The organism is Paenibacillus hemerocallicola (genome assembly GCF_006265175.1).
In the GTDB taxonomy this organism is placed as follows: domain Bacteria; phylum Bacillota; class Bacilli; order Paenibacillales; family NBRC-103111; genus Paenibacillus_AB; species Paenibacillus_AB hemerocallicola.
In genome coordinates, this window is the sequence record NZ_VDCQ01000091.1 from 12149 (window position 1) to 32770 (window position 20622).

The 20622-nt window shown below is 54.7% G+C and carries 19 protein-coding genes and 3 riboswitches; of the genes, 7 read left to right on the forward strand and 12 right to left on the reverse strand.

The window, feature by feature from the left end; all coding sequences use genetic code 11:
- Positions 1–209 (forward strand): hypothetical protein (locus tag FE784_RS41700; protein WP_218103872.1); only part of this gene is annotated, 209 nt, incomplete at its 5' end.
- On the opposite strand, the gene FE784_RS37020 is transcribed toward FE784_RS41700, so the two are convergent.
- The 3 genes from FE784_RS37020 to FE784_RS37030 all read right to left on the reverse strand — a co-directional run bounded on the left by FE784_RS37020 (position 187) and on the right by FE784_RS37030 (position 2695).
- Positions 187–849 carry a TetR/AcrR family transcriptional regulator gene (locus FE784_RS37020; RefSeq protein ID WP_139607287.1) on the reverse strand — a complete coding sequence of 221 codons (663 nt, stop codon included), beginning with the start codon at positions 847–849 and terminating at the stop codon, positions 187–189. The two genes, FE784_RS41700 and FE784_RS37020, sit on opposite strands and share 23 nt — an antisense overlap.
- 74 nt (positions 850–923) lie before the next feature.
- Positions 924–1943: an ABC transporter permease gene (locus FE784_RS37025; RefSeq protein WP_139607289.1), complete on the reverse strand. Its 1020-nt coding sequence runs from the start codon at positions 1941–1943 to the stop codon at positions 924–926.
- On the reverse strand, positions 1940–2695 hold the full coding sequence (locus tag FE784_RS37030; RefSeq protein WP_139607291.1) for an ABC transporter ATP-binding protein: 756 nt from the start codon (positions 2693–2695) through the stop codon (positions 1940–1942). Before FE784_RS37030 ends, FE784_RS37025 begins: the two co-directional genes overlap by 4 nt.
- A gap of 160 nt (positions 2696–2855) precedes the next feature.
- Between FE784_RS37030 and corA the strand changes: the two genes are divergently transcribed.
- A complete protein-coding gene (corA, locus tag FE784_RS37035) occupies positions 2856–3806 on the forward strand; it encodes a magnesium/cobalt transporter CorA (RefSeq protein WP_139607292.1) in 951 nt (316 codons plus the stop codon).
- On the opposite strand, the gene FE784_RS37040 is transcribed toward corA, so the two are convergent.
- The 6 genes from FE784_RS37040 to FE784_RS37065 form a co-directional block, all read right to left on the reverse strand.
- Positions 3799–6144 (reverse strand): histidine kinase, encoded by a 2346-nt coding sequence (locus FE784_RS37040; RefSeq protein ID WP_139607294.1) that lies wholly within the window; start codon positions 6142–6144, stop codon positions 3799–3801. The two genes, corA and FE784_RS37040, sit on opposite strands and share 8 nt — an antisense overlap.
- A 70-nt stretch (positions 6145–6214) precedes the next feature.
- Positions 6215–6823: a potassium-transporting ATPase subunit KdpC gene (gene kdpC / locus FE784_RS37045; RefSeq protein ID WP_139607296.1), complete on the reverse strand. Its 609-nt coding sequence runs from the start codon at positions 6821–6823 to the stop codon at positions 6215–6217.
- A 195-nt stretch (positions 6824–7018) separates the two neighbouring features.
- A complete protein-coding gene (gene kdpB, locus FE784_RS37050; protein WP_139607298.1) occupies positions 7019–9049 on the reverse strand; it encodes a potassium-transporting ATPase subunit KdpB in 2031 nt (676 codons plus the stop codon).
- Positions 9050–9070: 21 nt separating this feature from the next.
- A complete protein-coding gene (gene kdpA, locus FE784_RS37055) occupies positions 9071–10750 on the reverse strand; it encodes a potassium-transporting ATPase subunit KdpA (protein WP_139607300.1) in 1680 nt (559 codons plus the stop codon).
- Positions 10751–10782: 32 nt separating this feature from the next.
- Entirely contained in the window at positions 10783–10860 is a 78-nt protein-coding gene (kdpF, locus tag FE784_RS43040; protein ID WP_425465591.1) for a K(+)-transporting ATPase subunit F, read from the reverse strand.
- A 183-nt stretch (positions 10861–11043) separates the two neighbouring features.
- Positions 11044–11445 carry a hypothetical protein gene (locus FE784_RS37065; RefSeq protein ID WP_139607303.1) on the reverse strand — a complete coding sequence of 134 codons (402 nt, stop codon included), beginning with the start codon at positions 11443–11445 and terminating at the stop codon, positions 11044–11046.
- Positions 11446–11567: 122 nt separating this feature from the next.
- A riboswitch (cyclic di-AMP (ydaO/yuaA leader) is annotated at positions 11568–11768 on the reverse strand.
- 109 nt (positions 11769–11877) lie between these two features.
- A riboswitch (cyclic di-AMP (ydaO/yuaA leader) is annotated at positions 11878–12081 on the reverse strand.
- Positions 12082–12415: 334 nt separating this feature from the next.
- Positions 12416–12584: riboswitch (cyclic di-AMP (ydaO/yuaA leader) on the forward strand.
- 121 nt (positions 12585–12705) lie between these two features.
- Here FE784_RS37065 and FE784_RS37070 point away from each other — a divergent pair.
- The 3 genes from FE784_RS37070 (at position 12706) to FE784_RS37080 (ending at position 15288) form a co-directional block, all read left to right on the forward strand.
- Positions 12706–13167, forward strand: coding sequence for a hypothetical protein (locus FE784_RS37070; RefSeq protein ID WP_139607305.1), 462 nt, complete (start codon positions 12706–12708; stop codon positions 13165–13167).
- 42 nt (positions 13168–13209) lie between these two features.
- Complete coding sequence (locus FE784_RS37075) at positions 13210–14466, forward strand: aspartate kinase (RefSeq protein ID WP_139607307.1); 1257 nt, start codon at positions 13210–13212, stop codon at positions 14464–14466.
- A gap of 135 nt (positions 14467–14601) precedes the next feature.
- Entirely contained in the window at positions 14602–15288 is a 687-nt protein-coding gene (locus tag FE784_RS37080) for a hypothetical protein (RefSeq protein ID WP_139607309.1), read from the forward strand.
- A 72-nt stretch (positions 15289–15360) separates the two neighbouring features.
- Here FE784_RS37080 and FE784_RS37085 read toward each other — a convergent pair whose 3' ends face one another.
- A complete protein-coding gene (locus tag FE784_RS37085) occupies positions 15361–16641 on the reverse strand; it encodes an ArsB/NhaD family transporter (protein ID WP_139607310.1) in 1281 nt (426 codons plus the stop codon).
- Positions 16642–17012: 371 nt separating this feature from the next.
- Between FE784_RS37085 and FE784_RS37090 the strand changes: the two genes are divergently transcribed.
- On the forward strand, positions 17013–17627 hold the full coding sequence (locus FE784_RS37090) for a TrkA C-terminal domain-containing protein (protein ID WP_139607311.1): 615 nt from the start codon (positions 17013–17015) through the stop codon (positions 17625–17627).
- Positions 17628–17833: 206 nt separating this feature from the next.
- Positions 17834–19108, forward strand: a complete 1275-nt coding sequence (locus tag FE784_RS37095) for a glycosyltransferase family 39 protein (RefSeq protein ID WP_139607313.1) — start codon at positions 17834–17836, stop codon at positions 19106–19108.
- Positions 19109–19175: 67 nt separating this feature from the next.
- On the opposite strand, the gene FE784_RS37100 is transcribed toward FE784_RS37095, so the two are convergent.
- Positions 19176–19508: a hypothetical protein gene (locus FE784_RS37100; protein WP_139607315.1), complete on the reverse strand. Its 333-nt coding sequence runs from the start codon at positions 19506–19508 to the stop codon at positions 19176–19178.
- A gap of 34 nt (positions 19509–19542) precedes the next feature.
- A partial coding sequence (locus FE784_RS37105) for a hypothetical protein (RefSeq protein WP_218103873.1) occupies positions 19543–20622 on the reverse strand: 1080 nt, incomplete at its 5' end.

Consider the following 20622-nt stretch of genomic DNA (forward strand, 5'->3'; position numbering starts at 1 on the left):
GACTTTTTCAACAACCAGAAATCATGCAGGTAAATCGACGCCAAGTAACCAAATGGGCAATAACCATCGAAAATAACCGCATGTTTTCCAGTTTTCAAACGGCAAACGCGAGCGCTTCATCCGAATACCTTCATCTTTTACAGTTCATTGACCTATCTTCTCCCCGGGTTCCAAGCCGAACCGTCATCAAGGCGCCAAGCCCTTCATGACGAAAGCGATCGTCGCTTCCAGCTCCCGCTCGTCATCCCAAACCGCGCCTTCCCGCAACCCGTAAAACTCGCGTGTGAGCACATACCCCATAATCGCCGAACCGCTCAACCGCATAATGGTCGTCGCAGGCCAATCCACCAGCTTGCCGTCGGCTTTGAATTTATCGATGACCCGCCCGAGCCGCTCGATGACCTGCGACAGGACGACCGACTTGAACTGCTCCTGCAGATCGGGGTGAAACGGTATTTCCTGCACGATAATTTTGAGCAGCCGCTTATTTTTGTGCAGGAACGCGATCCGGTTCTCGATCATCGCCCGCAAAAACTGGTCGTAGCTGCTGTACTCCTTCTTCAGCACCTCGCCGAACTCGCGCAGCACGAACGGCGCCATCAGCTTCACCATCGCCGGCGTCACGATGGACAGCAGCAGCTCTTTTTTCGTCTTGTAGTGGCGGAAAATCGTCCCTTCGGCCACGCCGGCGCGTTGGGCGATTTCGCTCGTCGACGATGCGGCGTACCCTTTCTCCGCGAACACCTCGATCGCCGACTCGAATATCCGCTTCTGCTTCTCCGTCATTTTGCCGTCGGTCGCGCCGGCTTCCAGCAGCTCCTCCATCCACGGCTCGATTTCGCCAGTCATATATGCCAACTCCCTTGCGGACGTGCGTCTAGGCGACCTTTTCCCACGATCATACCATAATCCCGGCCCGGTTGTTAAATCGCCCGCTGCTTCTTCAAGGCGACGACGTTCAGCAGGGCGAACGCAAGGGAGAAGCCGAGCAAAATGTAAATATCGAGCTGGATGTCGGCGAAGCCTTCTCCCCGCAGCATAATGCCCCGCATCGCATCCGCGCCGTAATAGAGCGGCATCGCGTAGCTCACCTTTTGCAGCCACGGCTGCATCGCTTCCAGGCTGAACAGGCCGGAGAAGAAGACTTGGGGGACGATGACGATCGGAATGAATTGAATGATCTGGAATTCGCTTCCCGCATAGGAGGAGAGCAGCGTACCGAGCGTCAGCGCCGTCAAGGTGAGCAGCAAATTGATAAGCAGCACGAGCCAGATCGAGCCTTCCATGTACAGCCCCAGCACGCCGATCGAGAACCAGGCGATAAGGGCCGCCTGCAGCAAAGTAAACAGGCCGAAGCCGGCCAAATAGCCGACGACCACTTCATAACGGCGAATCGGAGTCGCGAGCAGCCGCTCCAGCGTACCGGTCGTCCGCTCGCGCAGGAAGGCTACTCCCGCCAGCAGGAAGACGAAGAAGAAGGAGAAGAAGCCGATCAACACCGGGCCGAACGAATCGAATGAAGACAGGTCTTCTTTTCCGTGCAAATAAGTAACCGCAGGCTGCACCGCAGGCGTACCGGCCTGCATCGCGGACTGCAGCTTGAGCATGACCGCCCGGCTGCCGGCAGGATCGCTGCCCTCCAGCATAATGGCGGGCTTGCCGCCCTCAAGAGAGAGCACCGCATCCAGACTGCCTCGTTCCAGAGCCCGCTTCGCCTCATCCGCTTCCGCAAACGGAACTACGTTCGCCTCGGCGCCGATAAGCCGCTCCGCCAATTGCGGAGGAACGGATACCGTGCCGATGTCCGGCCTGACCGTCTGGCTGTCGAACACGAAATGCATCAAGGTCAATACGAGCAGCGGGGCCAAAAAAAGCAGCGCCAATGTCCGCTTGTCGCGAATAAACTGCCGGATAATCCGGATCGCCAACGCTCGGATTCTCATCCCCGGCCACCTCCCCCAAGCGCGATAAACGCTTCTTCGATGCTCGCGGTCCCGCTCTTCGCCTTAAGCGCTTCGGGGCTGTCGATCGCCGTGAGCTTGCCTTCCCGGATGAGCGCGATCCGGTCGCATTTCTCGGCTTCATCCATAACGTGAGTAGTCAACAGAATGGTCGTGCCCTTCTCCCGCAGCGCGAGCAGCTCCCGCCATATCGATTGGCGGAGAACCGGGTCGATGCCGACGGTCGGTTCGTCCAGCACGAGCAGCTCCGGCTCGTGCAGCAGGGCGATGGCGAGCGACAGCCTGCGCTTCATGCCGCCGGAATAGGCGGCTACCGGCTTGTTCAGATGGTCGAGCAGATCGACGACGGCCATCGCCGCCTGAATCCGTTCGTTGCGGCGGGAGCCCGACAGCTCGTAAAGGGAAGCGAAGAACTGCAAATTTTCCTTGGCCGTCAATTCGTTATACAGGGCATCCGACTGGGCCATGTAGCCGATTCTTTGCAGCATTTTAAGCTTCGGCATCGTCTCGCCCAGCAAGCGGACGGAGCCGCCGTCGGCTTTGTCGATACCGGTAATCAGCTTGACCAGCGTCGTTTTGCCGGAGCCCGAAGGGCCCAGCAGGCCGAACAGTTCGCCGCGCTCCACCTGCATCGTAATCCCGTCCAGTACGGGCTTTCGACCGAAGGCGCGGGTAATGTCGCGAAGCTCTACAGCGGGGGGAAGAGACAATTCGTTAACCGCAGTAATGGGCATCTGCATGCACTCCTTTGTGTGAGTAATCACTCACTTATTACGGCCATTATACTCGGCGGGATCGTCTATTGTAAAGTGAGTAATCACTTATTTTTGGATATTGGGCAATGCGTCATTGGCGAGGTATACTAGGGGAAATGCCATTAAAGAGGGATGCCCTTTGCTTCGTATATTCGCCGTAGCCCGTGATTTCACAACGATACCCGACGTGTCCCTGGAGCAGTTGAACCGACCCGACATCCTGTGGTATTGGGTCGACTATAACGCGCCTACCGAAGAAGAGGCGTCAAGCCTCGAGCATCATTTCCACTTCCACCCTTTGGCCATCGAGGATTGCTTCCATTTGCTGCAACGTCCGAAGCTGGACCATTACGAGAGCATTCATTTTTTCGTGCTTCACGCGCTCGATCAGACGAACTTGTCCGCTCAGGAGGTCGACCTGTTTGTCGGCCGCAACTTCCTGGTCACGTTCCACCACCGGGAGCTGAAGGAGATCGACGAGGCGTGGCAGCGCATCTCGATTCAGAGCGGCCTGTGGGAGAAGGGGCATCTGTACGCGATGTATACCGTCATGGACAATCTAGTGGACGAATACTTTCCGGCCGTCTACCAGATCGAGGACCAGTTGCTCGAAATCGAGACTGGCGGCGGACGCAATATGAGCCCCAACCTGATGAACGAAGTGTTCGAAATCCGCTCGAAGCTGCTGAAGCTGAGGAAAACGATTTTCCCGATGCGCGATCTGCTGTACCGGGTCGTCAGCTCGGACCGGGTCGACGGGTTGAAGGACCAGCTCGTTTATTTTACCGACATTTATGACCATCTATTGAAGCTGTCCGAGCTGATCGATGCGAACCGCGAGATGACGGCCGATCTGCGAGACAATTACATCTCGCTCAGCTCCAATCGGATGAATACGATCATGAAGACGTTGACGGTCATCACGACCATTTTTATGCCTCTTACGTTTATTGCCGGCATCTATGGGATGAATTTCAGCTTTATGCCCGAGCTGGACTGGCACTGGGGCTATTTTGCGGTGCTCGGAATCATGTTTTCGATCGGGTTCGGAATGTTTGCCTGGTTTCTGAAAAAGGGTTGGTTTAGATGAAACCGGCGCCGGAAGGCCGGTCCAAAGGGTCATAATCCGCTACGACCAGTACATCCATGTGCCGGGCGGAACGCAGCAAATCCTTGACGACAGAGCCGTGCCGCAGCTCTTTCCAGAACGACGATTTCGACTGCCCGGCAATGATCTGGGTTGCTCCGTATTCCGTCGCTTGCGCGACAAGCACCTTGGGTATTTGCTTCGTCGTCTTCGATCGCCGGATTTCGAACATCCCTCCCAGCCGTTCGGTCAGCTTCTTCAGCGCTTCCAGCCTCTCGGCCGATTCCTCCGATTGCACCGTATGCTCCAATTGAACAAACGCTACGTACCAGACGGCCTTCAGCCGGTACGCGATCCGGAAGCCTCTGCGAATAAGTCTTTCGGCTTGCTTCATGCAATTGACGCATACGTAGATGACCTCTTTGCGCCTCCAAGGTCCTCTCAGCGAATGGCTGCGCTCCCAAGACTCCAGTCTTTCGTCCACATCGTCGGCAATTTCCCGCAGCGCCAATTCGCGGAGCGCAATCAGGTTGCCGGTTTTGAAAAAGTTGCCCAGCGCTTGCTGCACCTTCTCCAGCGCATAAATTTTCCCCTCCCTCATTCGCTGCTGCAGCGATTGGGGCGTGACGTCGATCAGCTGCACCTCGTCGGCGAGCCTCAATATATGGTCCGGGACCGTCTCCCTGACCCGCACGCCGGTAATTTGCTCGACAGCGTCGTTCAAGCTCTCCAAATGCTGAACGTTCACCGTCGTAATGACCGATATGCCCGCCGCCAAAATGTCCAGCACATCCTCGTACCGCTTCTTGTACTTGCTGCCCGGAACGTTCGTATGGGCAAGCTCGTCGACGAGCACGACCTCCGGATTTCTGCGGATAATTTCATCCGTATCCATCTCTTCCAGGCGGGCTCCCTTATAATCGATCACCTTTCGCGGCAGCACGTCCAGAGCGCCTACTTGCATCCGCGTATCTTGGCGGCCATGCGTTTCCAATAACCCGACGCACGCTTGGATTCCTTTCTTGAGCAGGTCGTTTCCTTCCCTCAGCATCGTATACGTTTTGCCGACCCCGGGAGCCGCGCCGATGTACACTTTGAATCGCCCCCGCTTGATTTGCCTGATTTTCCGGTCGAGCTCCTGCGAGCTTAACCGGCGGAACAGCTCCGCCTCATCCTCCTGCTTGGTCATTTTGGCCGGCAAAATGCGCTCTCCCTCGAGCTCCGCCCGGTCCGCTACGATGAAAATGTCTACGTTTCGCGTCTTCTTCAGCATATCGTGCACGATCGAGCCTTGCCAAAACTCCTGCCACCTCGTCTGCCTGGAATGCCCGAGCACGATGCGGGTCGCATGATGCTCCAGCGCATAATCGGCCAGAACGCCGGGCAACGATTTTCGGGAGCCGAGCGGCAGCTCCTCGAACCCCGCACCGATCCGTTCGACGAGCTTGATGATGGAGCGCTTGAAAGCGGCCGCTTCCTTGTCCGGTTCCTTGCTCCGGTTCACGAACGTAACGACGAGCAAGTCCCCGTTCAATCTTTTGGCAATCTGCTGTCCCCGCCGCACATAAATCGAGCCGTTCCAATGGTATTGCGTGGAGACGAGAATGCGTTCGGCCGCGCCGGAAGGGCCGGTCAGACCGAGCTCTTCGCGATATTTCTCAAGCGAATCGTTGACGCCCTCCGCCACGAGACGCAAAGACATCTCGCGCAATATCGCCAAGTTGCCGCGCTTCAGCATTTCGGCGCTTTGCCCGCGCAGCGTCCCTTCGGCGACCCGGTTCAGCATCGTTTCCGGAGTCACGTCGATCAGCACGACCTCGTCGGCCTTCTCCAGCGTATCCGCCGGCACCGTTTCGGAAACTTCGATGCCGGTCAGCTTCTTGGCAACGGCACGGACATCCTCGAGCTCGTAAACGTTTACCGTCGTGATCACGCTGATTCCGCGGCTCAGCAAGAAGCGGATATCGTCGAGCCGGGTAGGATACCGGGCGCCTTCTCTGTTGCGATGGGCCAAGCCGTCCACGAGCAGCACCTCCGGATTCCGTTCGATCAGAGCGTCCAGGTTGAGATCCTTCTTCGCCTGGCCGTCCTTGCGCCAATGCACGCTCGGGATGCGCTCCAAATCGCTTATTTGCTCCACGGTCTCCGGGCGCTGCATCGTGGACACCGCGCAAATGACCACGTCGATGCCTTGGCTTTTCAACGCCTGCCCTTCGCGCAGCATATGATACGTTTTCCCCGAGCCGCTCACGGCCCCGATATATACCTTCAATCGCCCGCGATGCAGCTTGGAGATGGACAGCAATATTTCTTCCGGCGTCTTCCTTTTGAACGTTTCCATATCATTCCCCCACGATGGAAAAAGTCCGGAAAGGCCCCCGCTGCCTCGTCCCGACTTTTCCCGACATCCGTTATTTACTCAGCATTCCGTCCAAAGCCAGATTCAGCTTCAGCACATTTACACGGGGCTCCCCGAAAACGCCGAGGTCCCGTCCCTGCGTGTTATCGTCGATCAGCTGCTGCAACCGATCCGCGGACAATCCGGTCAACTTGCCGATCCGCGGCACCTGCACTTTGGCCGATTCCGGGGTAATATGCGGGTCGAGCCCGGAGCCCGAGTTCGTGATCAGGTCGATCGGAAGCTCGCTGACCGGCACATCCGGATTGTTTTTCTTCCACTCCTCGATCGATTCCTGCGTTCTCTTCAGCATATCCGGATTCGAAGGGGCATAATTGTTCGACCCCGACGCTTCCGCTTTATAATCGATACTCGATACCCGGCCCTGAAAATACTTCGGATCCGTAAATTTTTGTCCGATCAGCTCCGAGCCGACGACTTCGCCTTTGCCGTTCTCGATCAGGCTTCCGTTCGCATTTCCCGGAAACAGCACTTGGGCAAAGCCCGTAGCGACGAGCGGGTATACGATACCGCACAGCACGATAAATACCAGGCTCAGGCGTACGACGACTCCAAACGACGCTCGGGCCGTCTCCGGTCCGACTTTTGACGATTTATTCATCTCTTGTTCCCTCTCCTTCTATTAGAAGGCCGGCGATTAACGGAGCGGAAGGCTTGGAGGCAGACTGGATAAGCGTCAGCGTTCGCATTTGTTTCCGGATCTTCACCGATTACGGTTTAATAGAATCAAAAAATCCGGGAACAACGGCGATCGGAAGCTCCTTCCAAACCCGCAGCGGAGTTATTCACCGGCCGGTTAGATCCACATATGAACGACGAGGTCGATCAGCTTGATTCCGACGAACGGTACTACGATTCCGCCCAGGCCGTATATGAAAATGTTGCGTTGCAGCAGCTTCGTCGAGCTCATCGGCCTGTATGCGACGCCCTTCATCGCAAGCGGGATGAGCAGCGGAATAATAATCGCGTTGAACACGAGCGCCGACAAAATGGATGACAGCGGCGACCCGAGCTTCATCACGTTGAGCGCCTCCATCTCGGGAATCGCTAGCGTGAACATGGCCGGGATAATTGCAAAATATTTGGCCACATCGTTCGCGATGCTGAATGTCGTCAGTGCGCCGCGCGTCATGAGCAGCTGCTTGCCGATGGCGACTACCTCGATAATCTTCGAAGGGTCGGAATCCAGGTCGACCATGTTGGCCGCTTCCTTCGCGGCTACCGTGCCGCTGTTCATGGCAAGCCCGACGTCCGCTTGGGCGAGAGCGGGGGCGTCGTTCGTCCCGTCGCCGGTCATGGCGACCAGCTTGCCCTCCGCTTGTTCCCGGCGGATGACCGCAATTTTGTCCTCCGGCTTGCTCTCCGCGATGAAGTCGTCTACCCCGGCTTCCCGTGCGATCGTAGCGGCCGTGAGCGGGTTGTCTCCCGTACACATGATCGTCTTGATGCCCATTTTGCGAAGCTGGTCGAACCGCTCCTTCATACCCGGCTTTACCGTATCTTTCAAATAGATGAGGCCGAAAATCTTGTTGTCTACCGCTACGGCGAGCGGAGTGCCGCCCTCCTTGGCGATTGCGTTTCCTTTCGCTTCCAAATCCGATGGAATGGCTCCGCCTTGCGTCTCCACCCATTTTCTTACCGCGTCGACGGCGCCTTTGCGCACCTTGCGGCCGTCCAGCAAATCGATGCCGCTCATCCGCGTTTCGGCTTTGAATTCGATGAACTCGCCGCCCTCCGCGATCGCCGGGCTGTAAGTCCGCTCTTCCTTCTTCATCAGCTCCAGCACCGAACGGCCTTCCGGCGTCTCATCCTTCACGGAGCTGACCGCGGACCATTCCGCCACGGCGTTCGTGTCCTCCCCGCCTACCGGGATGAATTCGCTCGCCATCCGGTTGCCGAACGTGATCGTTCCGGTTTTGTCCAAAATCATTGTATTGATATCGCCCGAAGCCTCCACCGCTTTACCGGACATGGCCAGCACGTTGAACTGGGTGACGCGGTCCATGCCGGCGATCCCGATCGCCGACAGCAGGCCGCCGATCGTAGTCGGAATCAAGCAGACGAGAAGCGAGATGAGCACCGGAACGGAAAGCTCGATCTCCAGAAATCCCGCTATGGGAGCGAGCGTAACGACGACGATCAAGAAGATGATCGTCAAGCTCGTAAGCAGCGTGTTCAGGGCAATCTCGTTCGGCGTCTTCTGCCTTTTGGCCCCTTCGACCAAAGCGATCATCCGGTCGATGAACGACTCGCCCGGGTCGCTCGTTATTTTCACCTTAATCTTGTCGCTGACGACGCGCGTGCCTCCCGTTACGGAGCTGAAATCGCCGCCGGCCTCCTTAATGACCGGGGCCGATTCTCCCGTTATCGCGGACTCGTCGACAGACGCCAATCCTTCGATAACCTCGCCGTCGCCGGGAATCATCTCTCCCTGCGAGACGACGACGATATCGCCCTTGCGCAGATCGGTGGAAGGCACTTGCTTCACGCTGCCGCCCACGACTTTATTCGCGGCGATTTCCTTCTTGGACTTCTTCAAGGAATCGGCCTGCGCCTTCCCGCGTCCCTCGGCCAGCGCTTCGGCAAAGTTGGCGAACAGCACGGTGAAGAGCAAGATCAGAAATACGGCCAAGTTGAAGCCGACGGTCTCTTCCGTACCGAAGTAACCGGGAAACACGGTCATCAGGAGCACGATGATCGTCCCCGCCTCTACGACAAACATAACCGGATTTTTCATCATCGTAACCGGGTTCAGCTTGATGAAGCTGTCCTTGATGGCGTTCGTCACGATATCGCCGGTCAACAGTTTCTTTTTATTCGCGCCCATAGTTGTTGTCCACCTCTTCCCTTAACGGATCGTCAAATGTTCGGCTATCGGTCCAAGCACGATGGCCGGCAAGAACGTCAGCGCACCGATGATGAGTACGGTCCCTACAAGAATGCCGACGAACAAGCCGTTATCCGTGCGAAACGTACCGATCGTCTCCGGCACCCACTGTTTGCGCAACAAGGAACCCGCTACCGCAAGGAGGGCGACCATGGATATATACCGGCCGAATAACATGACAAGACCTGTGGAAATGTTCCAAAACGGCGTATTGTCGCCCAGCCCCTCAAAGCCCGAGCCGTTATTGGCCGCCGATGAGGCGTATTCGTACAGCACCTGCGAGATGCCGTGAAAGCCCGGATTCGTAACCGCCGCTTTCCCCAGCTCCGATACGAGAGCAATCGCGGTCGGAGCGAGAATGATCAGCGGATGCGTCAAGATCGCGATGGCAATCAGCTTCATCTCGCGGGCTTCGATTTTCCGGCCGAGAAATTCCGGCGTCCGCCCGACCATCAGGCCGGCCAAGAAAACGGCAAGCATCGCATACATGAGCATGTTGACCAGCCCGACGCCTTTGCCCCCGAACACGCAGTTCAGCATCATAAGCGCCAGCGGCGTAATTCCGCCGAGCGGAGTCAGCGTGTCGTGCATATTGTTGACCGATCCTGTCGTAGCCGCCGTCGTCACCGTCGTGAACAATGCGGATTGGGCGATGCCGAAACGCACTTCCTTCCCTTCCATACTGCCTTGGGAAGCGTCGATGCCGAGCCGGTTCATGGCGGGGTTGCCGTTGGACTCCGATACGTACACAAGAGACAAGAACGCTACGAACAAGATCATCATGGCCGAGAAGATGACCCAGCCCTGCTTGCGGTTTTTGGCGAATAAGCCGTACGCGTAGGGAAGAGCGGCAGCAATGATCCACATCGATAAAATTTCGATCACGTTCGTAACCCCGTTCGGGTTCTCGAACGGATGCGCCGAGTTGACCCCGAAAAAGCCGCCGCCGTTCGTGCCCAAATGTTTGATCGATTCCAAAGCGGCGACCGGTCCGATCGCGATTTGCTGCTCCTGCCCCTCGAGCCCCGTTACGGACAGCGTTGGCTGCAGCGTCTGCGGAACCTGAAAGGCGACGAGAAGCAGCGTCACGACGAAGGCCAGCGGGAAAAACACGCGCGTATGCGCTTTGACGAAATCCTCGAAAAAGTTGCCGATCGTTAGTCCTTTGCTCGTAATCCCTCTTACGAAGGCGATGGCCACGCACAGGCCGGTTGCGGCCGAGGTGAACATCATCATCATGATGACGGCCATCTGGGAGAAGTAGGACAAGCCCGTCTCTCCGCTGTAATGCTGCAGGTTCGTGTTCGTCATGAAGCTGATGACCGTATTAAAGGCAAGCGTCTGCTCCATATTGCCGATCCCGTTCGGATTGAGCGGCAAAAATTTCTGCAGCCTCAGAATCGAATAACTGACGGCTACGAGCGCGATATTGGTTAAAATAAAGCTGATGCCGTACGTTTTCCAGGTCATGCCCTTGCGATCCTTCAGCCCGATGAGGGCGAATATCGGCCGTTCCGCGAACGAGAACCATTTGTCCGTCGCATTCGCTTCATTGCGGAACACGTTATATAAATAGGTGCCGAGCGGCTTCACCAGCAGCACCAGAAGCATGATGACGATGGCTATCTGCAATACGCCCATAGTTTACGATGTCCTCCCTCATCCCGGTCCGTTCAAAACTTCTCCGGGTTAATTAACGCATAGACCAAATAAACGAATATAAACAACGTAAATGCAAAGACGACGATCATTTGCGCTCTCCTCCCGCATCCTCCGCGATCCTTCCGCACCAGGATAAAAACCCGCTAAACAATACATAAGCCGCCGCAAGGGTAGCAATCATATACAGATCCAACATCCCAATCCCTCCAATGGTTTCTTCCCTATCGTCCGACCCAGATAAGTGGCGCTGCACTTTCCTTTAAGGGGATCCCCTACAAACGATCGATCAGAAAAGACACGTCGTCCCCATTCGTATAAATCACATAGCTCGCCCCGAGGCCCTTGTAAATCATCCTCGGATTGGCCGAACGCGTAATGACATAGATCGGTTTCGACGTCCACGTCCGGCATACCCGGATATACCGGCAGCTCAGATTCAGGCTGCTCTCGAACAGAAATACTTTACCGATCGGAAGATCCGGGACGAGCCATGTGCTCTCCTGAGTAGTATCCAACAGGATGATGCGGTTTACTCCAAAATCCTCCAACCTTTTTTGCTCCGCTCTATTATTCGCGATCGCCGCGAAGGGCATTCGATTCGCCATCAATCGACGTATAAACTCCTCGCCGGCCTTGTTCGGGGCCGATACGAGTACGACCTGCTGCTGTTCCATTCGTGTTCTCCTCCAGTTTCAGACGAAAGGAGGCAACAAAAAAGAAGCCTCCGATCAGAGAAGAACTCCTCTCGCGGCTTCCCAAGGCACAGAAAATAAACCGTGTCTTAAGCACGTCGATCGTTGCCTCTCTACATACGCTTACGAGGTTAGCTGACGGATTCGGGCGTGAGAGTCGCCCTACTCCCGGCATGCACGGCATGCCGGGAGATTCACCCCATGAAGCCTGCAACCGTTTCTCCGGCCTGTTCGAACCGGTACGTTCGCGGCTTCCGTTGGTTCCCCCGTTCCTTTTCCATTCAAGGATTCAGCGAAAAAAGATCGTTTTTCAAACTAATTTTCATAAACGGGCAATACAAAACCACAGAGGCTTAAGCCCTGTGGTCGCGGTAACGGATCACAAGCTTCATCATCCTCTCTCAAGCAACGCTATTCGTTGCCGCCCAACGCTTACGAGGTTAGCTGACGGATTCGGGCGGTGAGAGTCGCCCTACCCGATACGGAGCATCCATGGCTCTTCCGTACCGGGATTCACCCCTGGCGGCTACGGCAGACGGCTCTCACACCGCTTGCGCACCGCTCTGTTTGGTTCCCCCGCTTCCCTTGGACTGCAAGGGAACTCAGCGATTCAGAAATCAGGAAACTTCTTGGAATTCATGAATCGTATCTTACGCCTGCCGGATTGTTCTGTAAATAGAACCGGTCTTTCAATTCCGGCGCAATCGGCCTCTGTCAGAAATAAATCCGCTATCGATCTTCCTTTTCCTCTATCATACTCCCTATTTCTGCATTTTTCATGAATACAGCGAAAATAATAGCATCAACGAGCTTTTGGCCGGATAATAAATGCCATCCCTTTATGAATCCGTTTCCATATGCCGGTAACGTCCAAAATCCGCCAATAAGCTCCGGATTTGCGTTTTACAAGGCGCGACGTTCGGCGTATGATTCAGGTCAACAACTGGATATTTCCAATTCATCGCTTAATTCCCGAATAGGGAAACGGGGGAACCGACCGAGGCCGTGCAACCTGCATAGCTTCACGGGGTGAATCCCGACGCTTGCTTGCAAGCGCCGGGTAGGGCACTCTCAAGTCCGAATCCGACAGCTAACCTCGTAAGCAGCTTGAGAGAGAACCGCTTTTCGTGCCATTGTCGTCCTTTCCATGGACTTACGCAAGAAGCCCGAGAGCAGAGTTTCTCTGCTCCCAGGGCTTCTTTGTCGTGCTTTTACCGGATTCTCATAAGGAGGTTGGTCATCATGCTGGGCGTGCAAACGACAGATCCGCTGCCCGATTTATACAGAACGGAACTGCAGCAATGCAGAATCGGCTCCATGGAATTATTTCGATTCGATTGCGAGCCGATCCGAATCCGTCATCCCGGAAATGGCGGAGAGAGCGATTGCGGATATTTGAAAATATCCGGCAACGGCATGAACGGCTGGGGAGCGTGCAGGCTCGCTTGCATGAAACAGCCGTTCGATCTTGTCCAATGGGCTTCCGTCTTTATAAATCTGAAAGGGCTAAGCATCCCCGATGCCTTCCGCTATATTCAATGCAAAGAGGAGGCATGGGGGGCGGCAAGAGCGTCGCTGGCCGCAGCCGCCCTGACGGACCTGGCTACCAAGCTTCAATTCCCGTCTCCGCCCGAACGGCACGACGATTTATCATTGGAACGGCCTTATTTAATAGAACATTCCAAATCGTATTTTTCTTTCTGAGGCCAATCGTAGATTTAAGAAAACAAACGGGAGTGAGCCCTATTGTCTTTACTTGTGATGAAATTCGGAGGCAGTTCCGTCGGCGATGCCGAACGGATGAAGCGCGTCGCGAAACGGATCGCGGACAGAAAACGGGAAGGACACCGCTGCGTCGTTGTCGTTTCCGCAATGGGCGATACGACAGACGAGTTGATCGATTTGTCCAAGCAAATTATCGACGGGACACCGTCCGCCCGTGAAATGGATATGCTGCTCACGACCGGGGAGCAAGTCTCCGCCGCCCTGCTGTCCATGGCCCTGCATCGTTTGGGCGAACAATCCGTTTCTTTCACCGGCTGGCAGGCGGGCATCCACACGGAGGATGTCCATGCCAAAGCGAGAATTACCGACATCCGGCCAGAGCGCGTGATCGAGGCGCTCGAACATGGGAAGATCGTTATTGTGGCCGGTTTCCAGGGATTGACGGAGGAGGGAGAGATTACGACACTGGGACGCGGAGGCTCCGATACGACGGCGGTAGCTCTGGCGGCGGCGGTCCAAGCCGATCTTTGCGAAATTTATACCGACGTGGACGGCGTCTATTCCACCGACCCGCGTATCGTCCAAGCGGCAAGAAAGCTCAAAGAAATCTCTTATGACGAAATGCTGGAATTGGCCCATTTGGGGGCGGCCGTCCTCCATCCGAGAGCGGTGGAATATGCCAAGCAGTATCAGGTGAAGCTGATCGTCCGATCCAGCTTTACGAATAACGAAGGAACGTGCGTGAAGGAGGAAGCTGCCATGGAGCAAGGAATCGTCGTTCGCGGCATCGCGTTCGATAAACATATATCGCGCATCACCATATTGGGCGTACCGGAGAAGCCGGGTCAGCTTGCCGCCATATTCACTGCGCTCGCCGAAGAAAACATCGACGTCGACATCATCGTGCAAGGCGGGGTAAGAGACGGTTGGGCCGATACGTCGTTTACGCTAGGAACCGCCGAGCTCGATAGAGCGAGAAGCGTGCTCCGCCGCATTCAACCGGACATCGGTTTTCAAGACTTGAGAACCAAATCCGAGCTTGTGAAAGTGTCCATCGTCGGGTCCGGCATGATCAGCTTCCCTGGCGTCGCGGCGAAAATGTTCAGCACGTTGGCCGAAGCCGAGGTCAGCATCAACACGGTCAGCACGTCGGAAATCAAGGTGTCTTGCGTAATCGAAGGCGACAAGCTTCACGACGTCGTTCGTGCCCTGCACACTGCCTTCGGGCTCGACACCGGCGAGCAGGCGTTCGTAGGCGGCCCGTCGGAACGTCGTTAGGAGAAGCTCAAGCAGCCGGTCCCTCCATTTTCCCGAGATCGGCTGCTTCCACCTTTAAGATGACCGTTGAAACACGGTATAGGAATAAAAACGCCCCCGGTTTGCCGACAATGTAATATTCGGGAGGCGATAGCAATGAACTTGAATCATCTGCTACTGGCAGCGGCGTTGTTGTGGATCGCGCCGACAATCGATGAGGCTTTGGCTCATAGCGAACGGCTGAAGCCGGCCAAACGAGCTGCTGAGCGCTTGCAGACGGAGAGCGGCGGAACCTTAGCCATCGAGTGGAATGCGGCCACAGCGGCGCCCGGCTTGCTTACCGGTTTTTTGACGAAGCCTTCCAGGCATTCGCCGGAGTGGATTGCGTTCGAATTTTTGCGCGAGGCCAGTGTACTGTACGATTTGAAACGGGTCGATGAGAGTATGAAGATTACGCGAGTAGAGCGGAGTCTTCCCGATCGGACGAAGGTGGTCCTGCAGCGTCAATTATACGGAAAACCGGTATGCGGTAACGAGTTGGCGATCGAAATGGACAAGTCCGGCGTCATACGCCGAGTAGAAGGAACGATTCATGCGGATTTGGAGAAAAGAAGATTGAACCGTCCCATGTATCCGGCCATATCCGTCCATGAGGCGGCTTCTGTTGCTTCCCGTCATATGAACCGCCTGCTGCCGGCCGAAGCGACCGACGTGCAGGCGTGTTATCTCCCGGAACGGGAGGGAGTCCCGCTCATTTACGTCGTCACCTTCGATCCGAAGCAGGCGGACACCCCGTCGCTGCCGATCAAAGTGCATTCGCTCACGGGGCGGGTCATCCCGTAACCCGGTCTCACTTGTAGAAATCCGGATCCCATCGATAGTGCAGCCTCATCGTCGGATACCTCCCTTTTCCCATTAAATCAAGTAACGCATATAGATATACACGCTGCTCATGACGATCGACAATAGCATGAGCGGAAAAGCGATCTTCATATAAGCTATGAACTTGATCGGATATCCTTCCTTGGCCGACAAGCCCGCCACGATCAGATTGGCGCTCGCTCCGATCAACGTTCCGTTGCCGCCCAAGCAGGCCCCGAGCGCCAAGCTCCACCACAAAGGCTCCAAATTCGCGACGCCCATGTTGCCCATTTCCTGGATCATCGGAATCATCGTCGCAACGAACGGGATATTATCGAGAAAAGCGGAAGCGATGGCGCTTAGCCATAAAATGAGCATGGAGGTAGCTACCAGTTCCCCGCCGGTCAGTTCGATGGATTGTTCGGCCAGCCTGGAAATAACCCCAGTCTCGACGAGGCCGGATACCAGTACGAACAAGCCGACAAAGAAGAAAATCGTCGTCCATTCCACCTTCGTAAAAGCGACTTCCATCGCATGCTCCCCGGTCAGCAGCAGAAGGAGGAACGCCCCTGCCAGGGCAACCGTCGCCGACTCCAGATGCAGCGCCTGATGAAGAAAGAAGCCCACTATCGTCAATCCCATGACGGAGAGACTCTTTATCAACAATTTGCGGTCCGCGATCACTTCTTTCTCGTCCAACTCCATTATCGTCTGCTTCAATTCGTCGCTTGTTCGGATCTGCTTGCGGAACAGCCATACGAATAGGGGCAAATATACCGCCAATATGATTGCGGCGATTGGGGCAAGGTTGTTGATAAACGCCATGAAGGTCAATTCCTTGACCGCGCTGCCGATCATTATATTCGGCGGATCTCCGATCAACGTTGCGGTGCCTCCGATATTGCAGGCCAATATTTGCGTAATGAGGAACGGGACGGGAGTTACCCGCAATTGTCTCGTAATGCTGAAGGTAACCGGAACCATCAGCAGCACCGTCGTCACATTATCGAGAAAGGCCGACCCTGCGGCCGTAATTAGGGCTAGCGCCAGCATAATGCGCACGGGGTCCCCTTTCGCCTTCTTGGCCGATATGACGGCGATATATTTGAATAGACCGGTTTCCGCCGTTACGCTGACGATTATCATCATGCCGATCAGCAGGCCGAGCGTATTGAAATCGATATGATGAAGCGCGGATTCTTGATCCACGATTCCCAGTACGACCATCAGGACGCCGCCTAGCATGGCGACAATCGTGCGGTGAATTTTCTCGGCGACGATAAGGCCGTAAGTGACTAGAAAAATGCCGATGGCCAAAATAGCTTGCTGCTCCATAATTCCTCCCGTTTTACGCGATAAGTTGCCCTTAATTTACCCTATCTTTCCTGATATGCTTCCTGTCCCACCTCCGGCATGCGCAAAAAAAGACAAAAGGAGCCCGCTAATGGCAGGCTCCTCCTGGTAAATCCGGTATGAAATTCGGTATCATTATAATACGCGGGGCCTCGAGTTGTAAAGCGTCCTCCCCCGCTTCGTCTGTCGTCATCCCTTGCAAATGCAGCAGTTGCTTTGCAATCGGCTCCGATTTCGCCCTGGGCCTTTGGTCCCCTTTGACGCCCGATCGACTATACCGGCTTTACCTGGCAATGAAAACCGGGTATTCTAAATTTGGTACGAGAAACGATAATTAAAGGCAGGAACCTACTATGCCAGCAACGGTCGGATACAAATCGATAGCGCTCGATATTGCCCATAGAATCGCAAGCGGAGAATTGCCCGTCCATAGCAAAATTTCCGGTCGTTCCCTCCTCGCCAGCCAATATCATGTATCCCCCGAAACGATTCGCAAGGCGGTCGGCCTGCTGAAGGATGAACAGATCGTTTCCGTCTCCCAAGGCAAGGAGATTATTATTTTATCGGACCAGAACGCCTATTACTATATTACGCGCAACAATTACTTGAAATCGGTGTATTCCCTCAAGCAGGATCTGCAGCTGCTCATGGTGCAGAAGAAAGAAATCGACAACAAGTTCGAGGCGCTGCTTACGGAGATTATTAACGCTTCCGACCGGCTGCAAAATTTGAAGCCGTATAACCCGATCGAAATATCGGTTCGCGACCATTCCCCGACTATCGGCAAAACGATAGCAAGCCTTCAAGTTTGGCAGCATACGGGGGCGACCATCGTTGCGCTGCGAAGAGGAACGGAGGTTACCATTTCCCCTGGACCTCATTTTATTATACGGGCCCACGATATTCTGGTCGTGGTCGGCGACTGGCAGGTTAAAGAAAAAACCGAGCAATTCATCAACCGGACCTGACCCGCTCCATGGGTCGGCGAGACGTAGAAAGACCGTCCCCCATCATGCTCGCGGGCGGTTTTTTTGTTTGTTCGATCACGCCCTTCCAACTAACAACTTAAGCCTTTTTTAAGGATTGTCAGCTTGAAACCGATTTGTTATAGTATAAAGGAACTAATTTTAGGAAAGTGCTTACATTTCACCTTGACACTTGGGGCCGTGAACCGATGATCCGACTTTACCACAAATACAAGAATAAGGACTTCCTCTATCTCATTCCGCTTATCGCGCTATCCCTTCGAATACGGCTTCAATACTTTTACTACCTTAAGTCCTCCGGCAAAGGCTTTCCCGACGCTGCGGATAGCCAGTGGTACCTCTCTTACGCACGATCCCTGATTGCCGATTTCAAAATCGGTCTGCACATGAACGATATTTTGTACTTCGGCTACAATCTGCTGCTCGCCCTTCTGCTCGCGGTATTCAAGGACCCCGTGACGATCGTATTGATACAGGCCATCACGGCGAGTCTTAGCATTATTCTCGTTTTTAAAATCGCCCGCATGTTGTTCAACCGGACTACCGCAATCATCGCTTCCCTTATATACGCCTACTCGTGGGACATTACGCTTTGGTCCACTTATATTTTGACCGACAGCTTTTTTATAAGCCTGCTGCTTCTATGCGTTTATTTCCTTCTCAAAAGCTTGGAATCCGACAATAAAATGTTTACCGTCCTTTTTGTCGCAACATCCGCCTATTTGCTCATATTCAGGCCGACGGGCATCCTGTCCTTGGCATTTATTATGATCTATCTTGTGATCCGGATGGATAAACGAAACGCGCTCGCTTTCGCGAAAAAGCACAAATATAGGATCGGCATCGTCTTGACCGTATCTGCCGCCGTTTTTGTCTGCATCCTGTTGGCCGGCAAGCTGAACCCGTTGGCCGCCTCCCTGCAATTCAACGCCAAAATGGTCCTTTACAATGTTTACGCAAAGGGTTGGATTTACGACCATGCGACGCCCAATGACGTTTTCTACAGGCCTGACTATACGATCGACATAGGGAATAGTCTCATCCTCAGCTTCCTGATTCACAATTGGGATCACGTCCTTGCCATTTACGCCAGAAGAATCGTCGCCTTCCTCGGAAGATGGGTATGGCAAACGGATCTGAGCAGTGTGAGCGGGATCAAGAAATTCGCCTCCGATATGCTTCCTTTCGTTTTATTCCTAATCGGAAGCGTTGCCGCCATCGTCAACGGACTGTTTAAAAAAGCTTCCATCATATGGCTGATCATACTTGCCGTATTCGTATTTTGCATCATGCTGTTCATTGACGGCATGTACAGGTATAAGGCGCCCAGCATCCCTTTTATCGGGATTGCGGCAGCTTACGGGGCTTACAGCATCATCCGCGTAATCGTCGGTTTTGTCAGAAAAGGGGCAGGCAAGCTGCCATGGAAAAATAAAATCCGGGATTGGAAGGCCGGGGTATGATTGGCCGTGCGCGGAGGGAAGAACAGGCTGCCGACGATGTCGGCAGCCCGTTCTATTATAAGCGCTCTCAAACCAAGTAGCGGGCGGCAAGCTCCGCGTACGCTTCGTTATGAAACTCCTTTTTTACTTGAAGAATATGCTGGGACATGGTCCGGTACAGGTGGGCGACTGTCTCGCTTTTCCTGCGATCGGCCTCTTTGTTCAACGAAAATGAGATCATGACCAGTTCCTGGCCGTCCAATCCGATAGTACGATCCATGGACATGATTTTATGGGCCAGCCACTTGTACATTTCCGATTCGTAACGGTTGCGGATCGTCCGTCCCTGTAAAATAAGGGATTTGATAACCATCTTTTTTTGATGATCGGTCAGTTGAACCAAAGACTTCGCGCTTCGCATGTCCATTGACCCTCCTCTTCCCGGTAGGATTCATTTATCTCACTCGAGAAAAGGATGGCTTGGGCGGATGCCCCGGCGGGCCGTTGGACCATTTTTTGTACAGCTCGATAGATCGGACCCATTGCAACAACCGACTTTGCACGTCGGTATGTGCTTCGTCATTCAAAATCCCGATGACGGACAGACCCGCGGCCCCTCCCGCTATTTTGCTTGTATTCGGGCAGGACGGTGCACCTTGCAGGACAGCCGCCGGAATGTCCGTGTGCGGTAGAGGCATCGGATCGGGTTCCAAGGGATGTTCGTACACCTCGACTCTTCGCGATGGTCGATCCTGATGCTGTTCGATAGGCGCTATAGCTGCTGGGGGCGACTTCTCCGGTTTATCCGGGAGGGAAGCTATCGGCGGAGTCCCTACAGTATGAACCGGCTCCGGCTCATCCATTACAGCTGGTGTTTGTATGAACGTCTTTTCTGTTGGAATCATGATGGGTGCATTCGTAATTGCAAGATTTCCCGATTGCGGCTTTTCTACTGCTGCGGGCTGTTTGATTTCCGGCGTTTCCACTCGGGCTTTCGCGGACGACTCGGCCGCTTCGTCGCCTGATTCCGGCTCTTCTATTTCGAACGTCGGGGATGGCTCCTCCTCTTCAACCGAGGGCAGGGTTACCGTCAGTGACAAAGACGTCGTTTCTTTTTCCCGCTCCTTGGCTGCCACGTCTCCAACGGTCTTATCTTCCGTCTGCTTCTGTTGAACTTCATTGGCGGCTTTCCCGGGCTGAGGCTGGAGCAATGTTTCGACTGTCTCGGTAATCGGAGCTATCGTCTCGACCAACTTGTCCACCGTCGGCTTTACTTCACTCCATGTACGATCAACCGTATTCACGAGTGGGGCTAGTGTATTTGACAAAGTATCGGTTAACGGCTCCACGGCCATCGTAACCGTTTCGACTACGTCTTGGATCGGAGCCGCCACATCGGCCAATGTTTGGGTCACCGGCTCTACCGCTTTCACTGCAACGTCTACCACTTCTTGGAGAGGCGCTGCCACATCCGGCAGTGCTTTCGTCACCGGTTCTATTACTTTCACTGCAACGTCTACTACCTCTTGAATCGG

Coding starts and splice junctions, on each gene's coding strand:
- kdpC (WP_139607296.1), bottom strand. CDS start 6,823: ATGAATAAATCGTCAAAAGTCGGACCGGAGACGGCCCGAGCGTCGTTT.
- FE784_RS37100 (WP_139607315.1), bottom strand. CDS start 19,508: ATGCGAAGCGCGAAGTCTTTGGTTCAACTGACCGATCATCAAAAAAAG.
- FE784_RS37030 (WP_139607291.1), bottom strand. CDS start 2,695: ATGCCCATTACTGCGGTTAACGAATTGTCTCTTCCCCCCGCTGTAGAG.
- FE784_RS37040 (WP_139607294.1), bottom strand. CDS start 6,144: ATGGAAACGTTCAAAAGGAAGACGCCGGAAGAAATATTGCTGTCCATC.
- FE784_RS37065 (WP_139607303.1), bottom strand. CDS start 11,445: ATGGAACAGCAGCAGGTCGTACTCGTATCGGCCCCGAACAAGGCCGGC.
- FE784_RS37025 (WP_139607289.1), bottom strand. CDS start 1,943: ATGAGAATCCGAGCGTTGGCGATCCGGATTATCCGGCAGTTTATTCGC.
- FE784_RS37070 (WP_139607305.1), top strand. CDS start 12,706: ATGCTGGGCGTGCAAACGACAGATCCGCTGCCCGATTTATACAGAACG.
- kdpF (WP_425465591.1), bottom strand. CDS start 10,860: ATGATCGTCGTCTTTGCATTTACGTTGTTTATATTCGTTTATTTGGTC.
- FE784_RS37020 (WP_139607287.1), bottom strand. CDS start 849: ATGACTGGCGAAATCGAGCCGTGGATGGAGGAGCTGCTGGAAGCCGGC.
- FE784_RS37080 (WP_139607309.1), top strand. CDS start 14,602: ATGAACTTGAATCATCTGCTACTGGCAGCGGCGTTGTTGTGGATCGCG.
- FE784_RS37085 (WP_139607310.1), bottom strand. CDS start 16,641: ATGGAGCAGCAAGCTATTTTGGCCATCGGCATTTTTCTAGTCACTTAC.
- kdpA (WP_139607300.1), bottom strand. CDS start 10,750: ATGGGCGTATTGCAGATAGCCATCGTCATCATGCTTCTGGTGCTGCTG.
- FE784_RS37090 (WP_139607311.1), top strand. CDS start 17,013: ATGCCAGCAACGGTCGGATACAAATCGATAGCGCTCGATATTGCCCAT.
- kdpB (WP_139607298.1), bottom strand. CDS start 9,049: ATGGGCGCGAATAAAAAGAAACTGTTGACCGGCGATATCGTGACGAAC.
- FE784_RS37095 (WP_139607313.1), top strand. CDS start 17,834: ATGATCCGACTTTACCACAAATACAAGAATAAGGACTTCCTCTATCTC.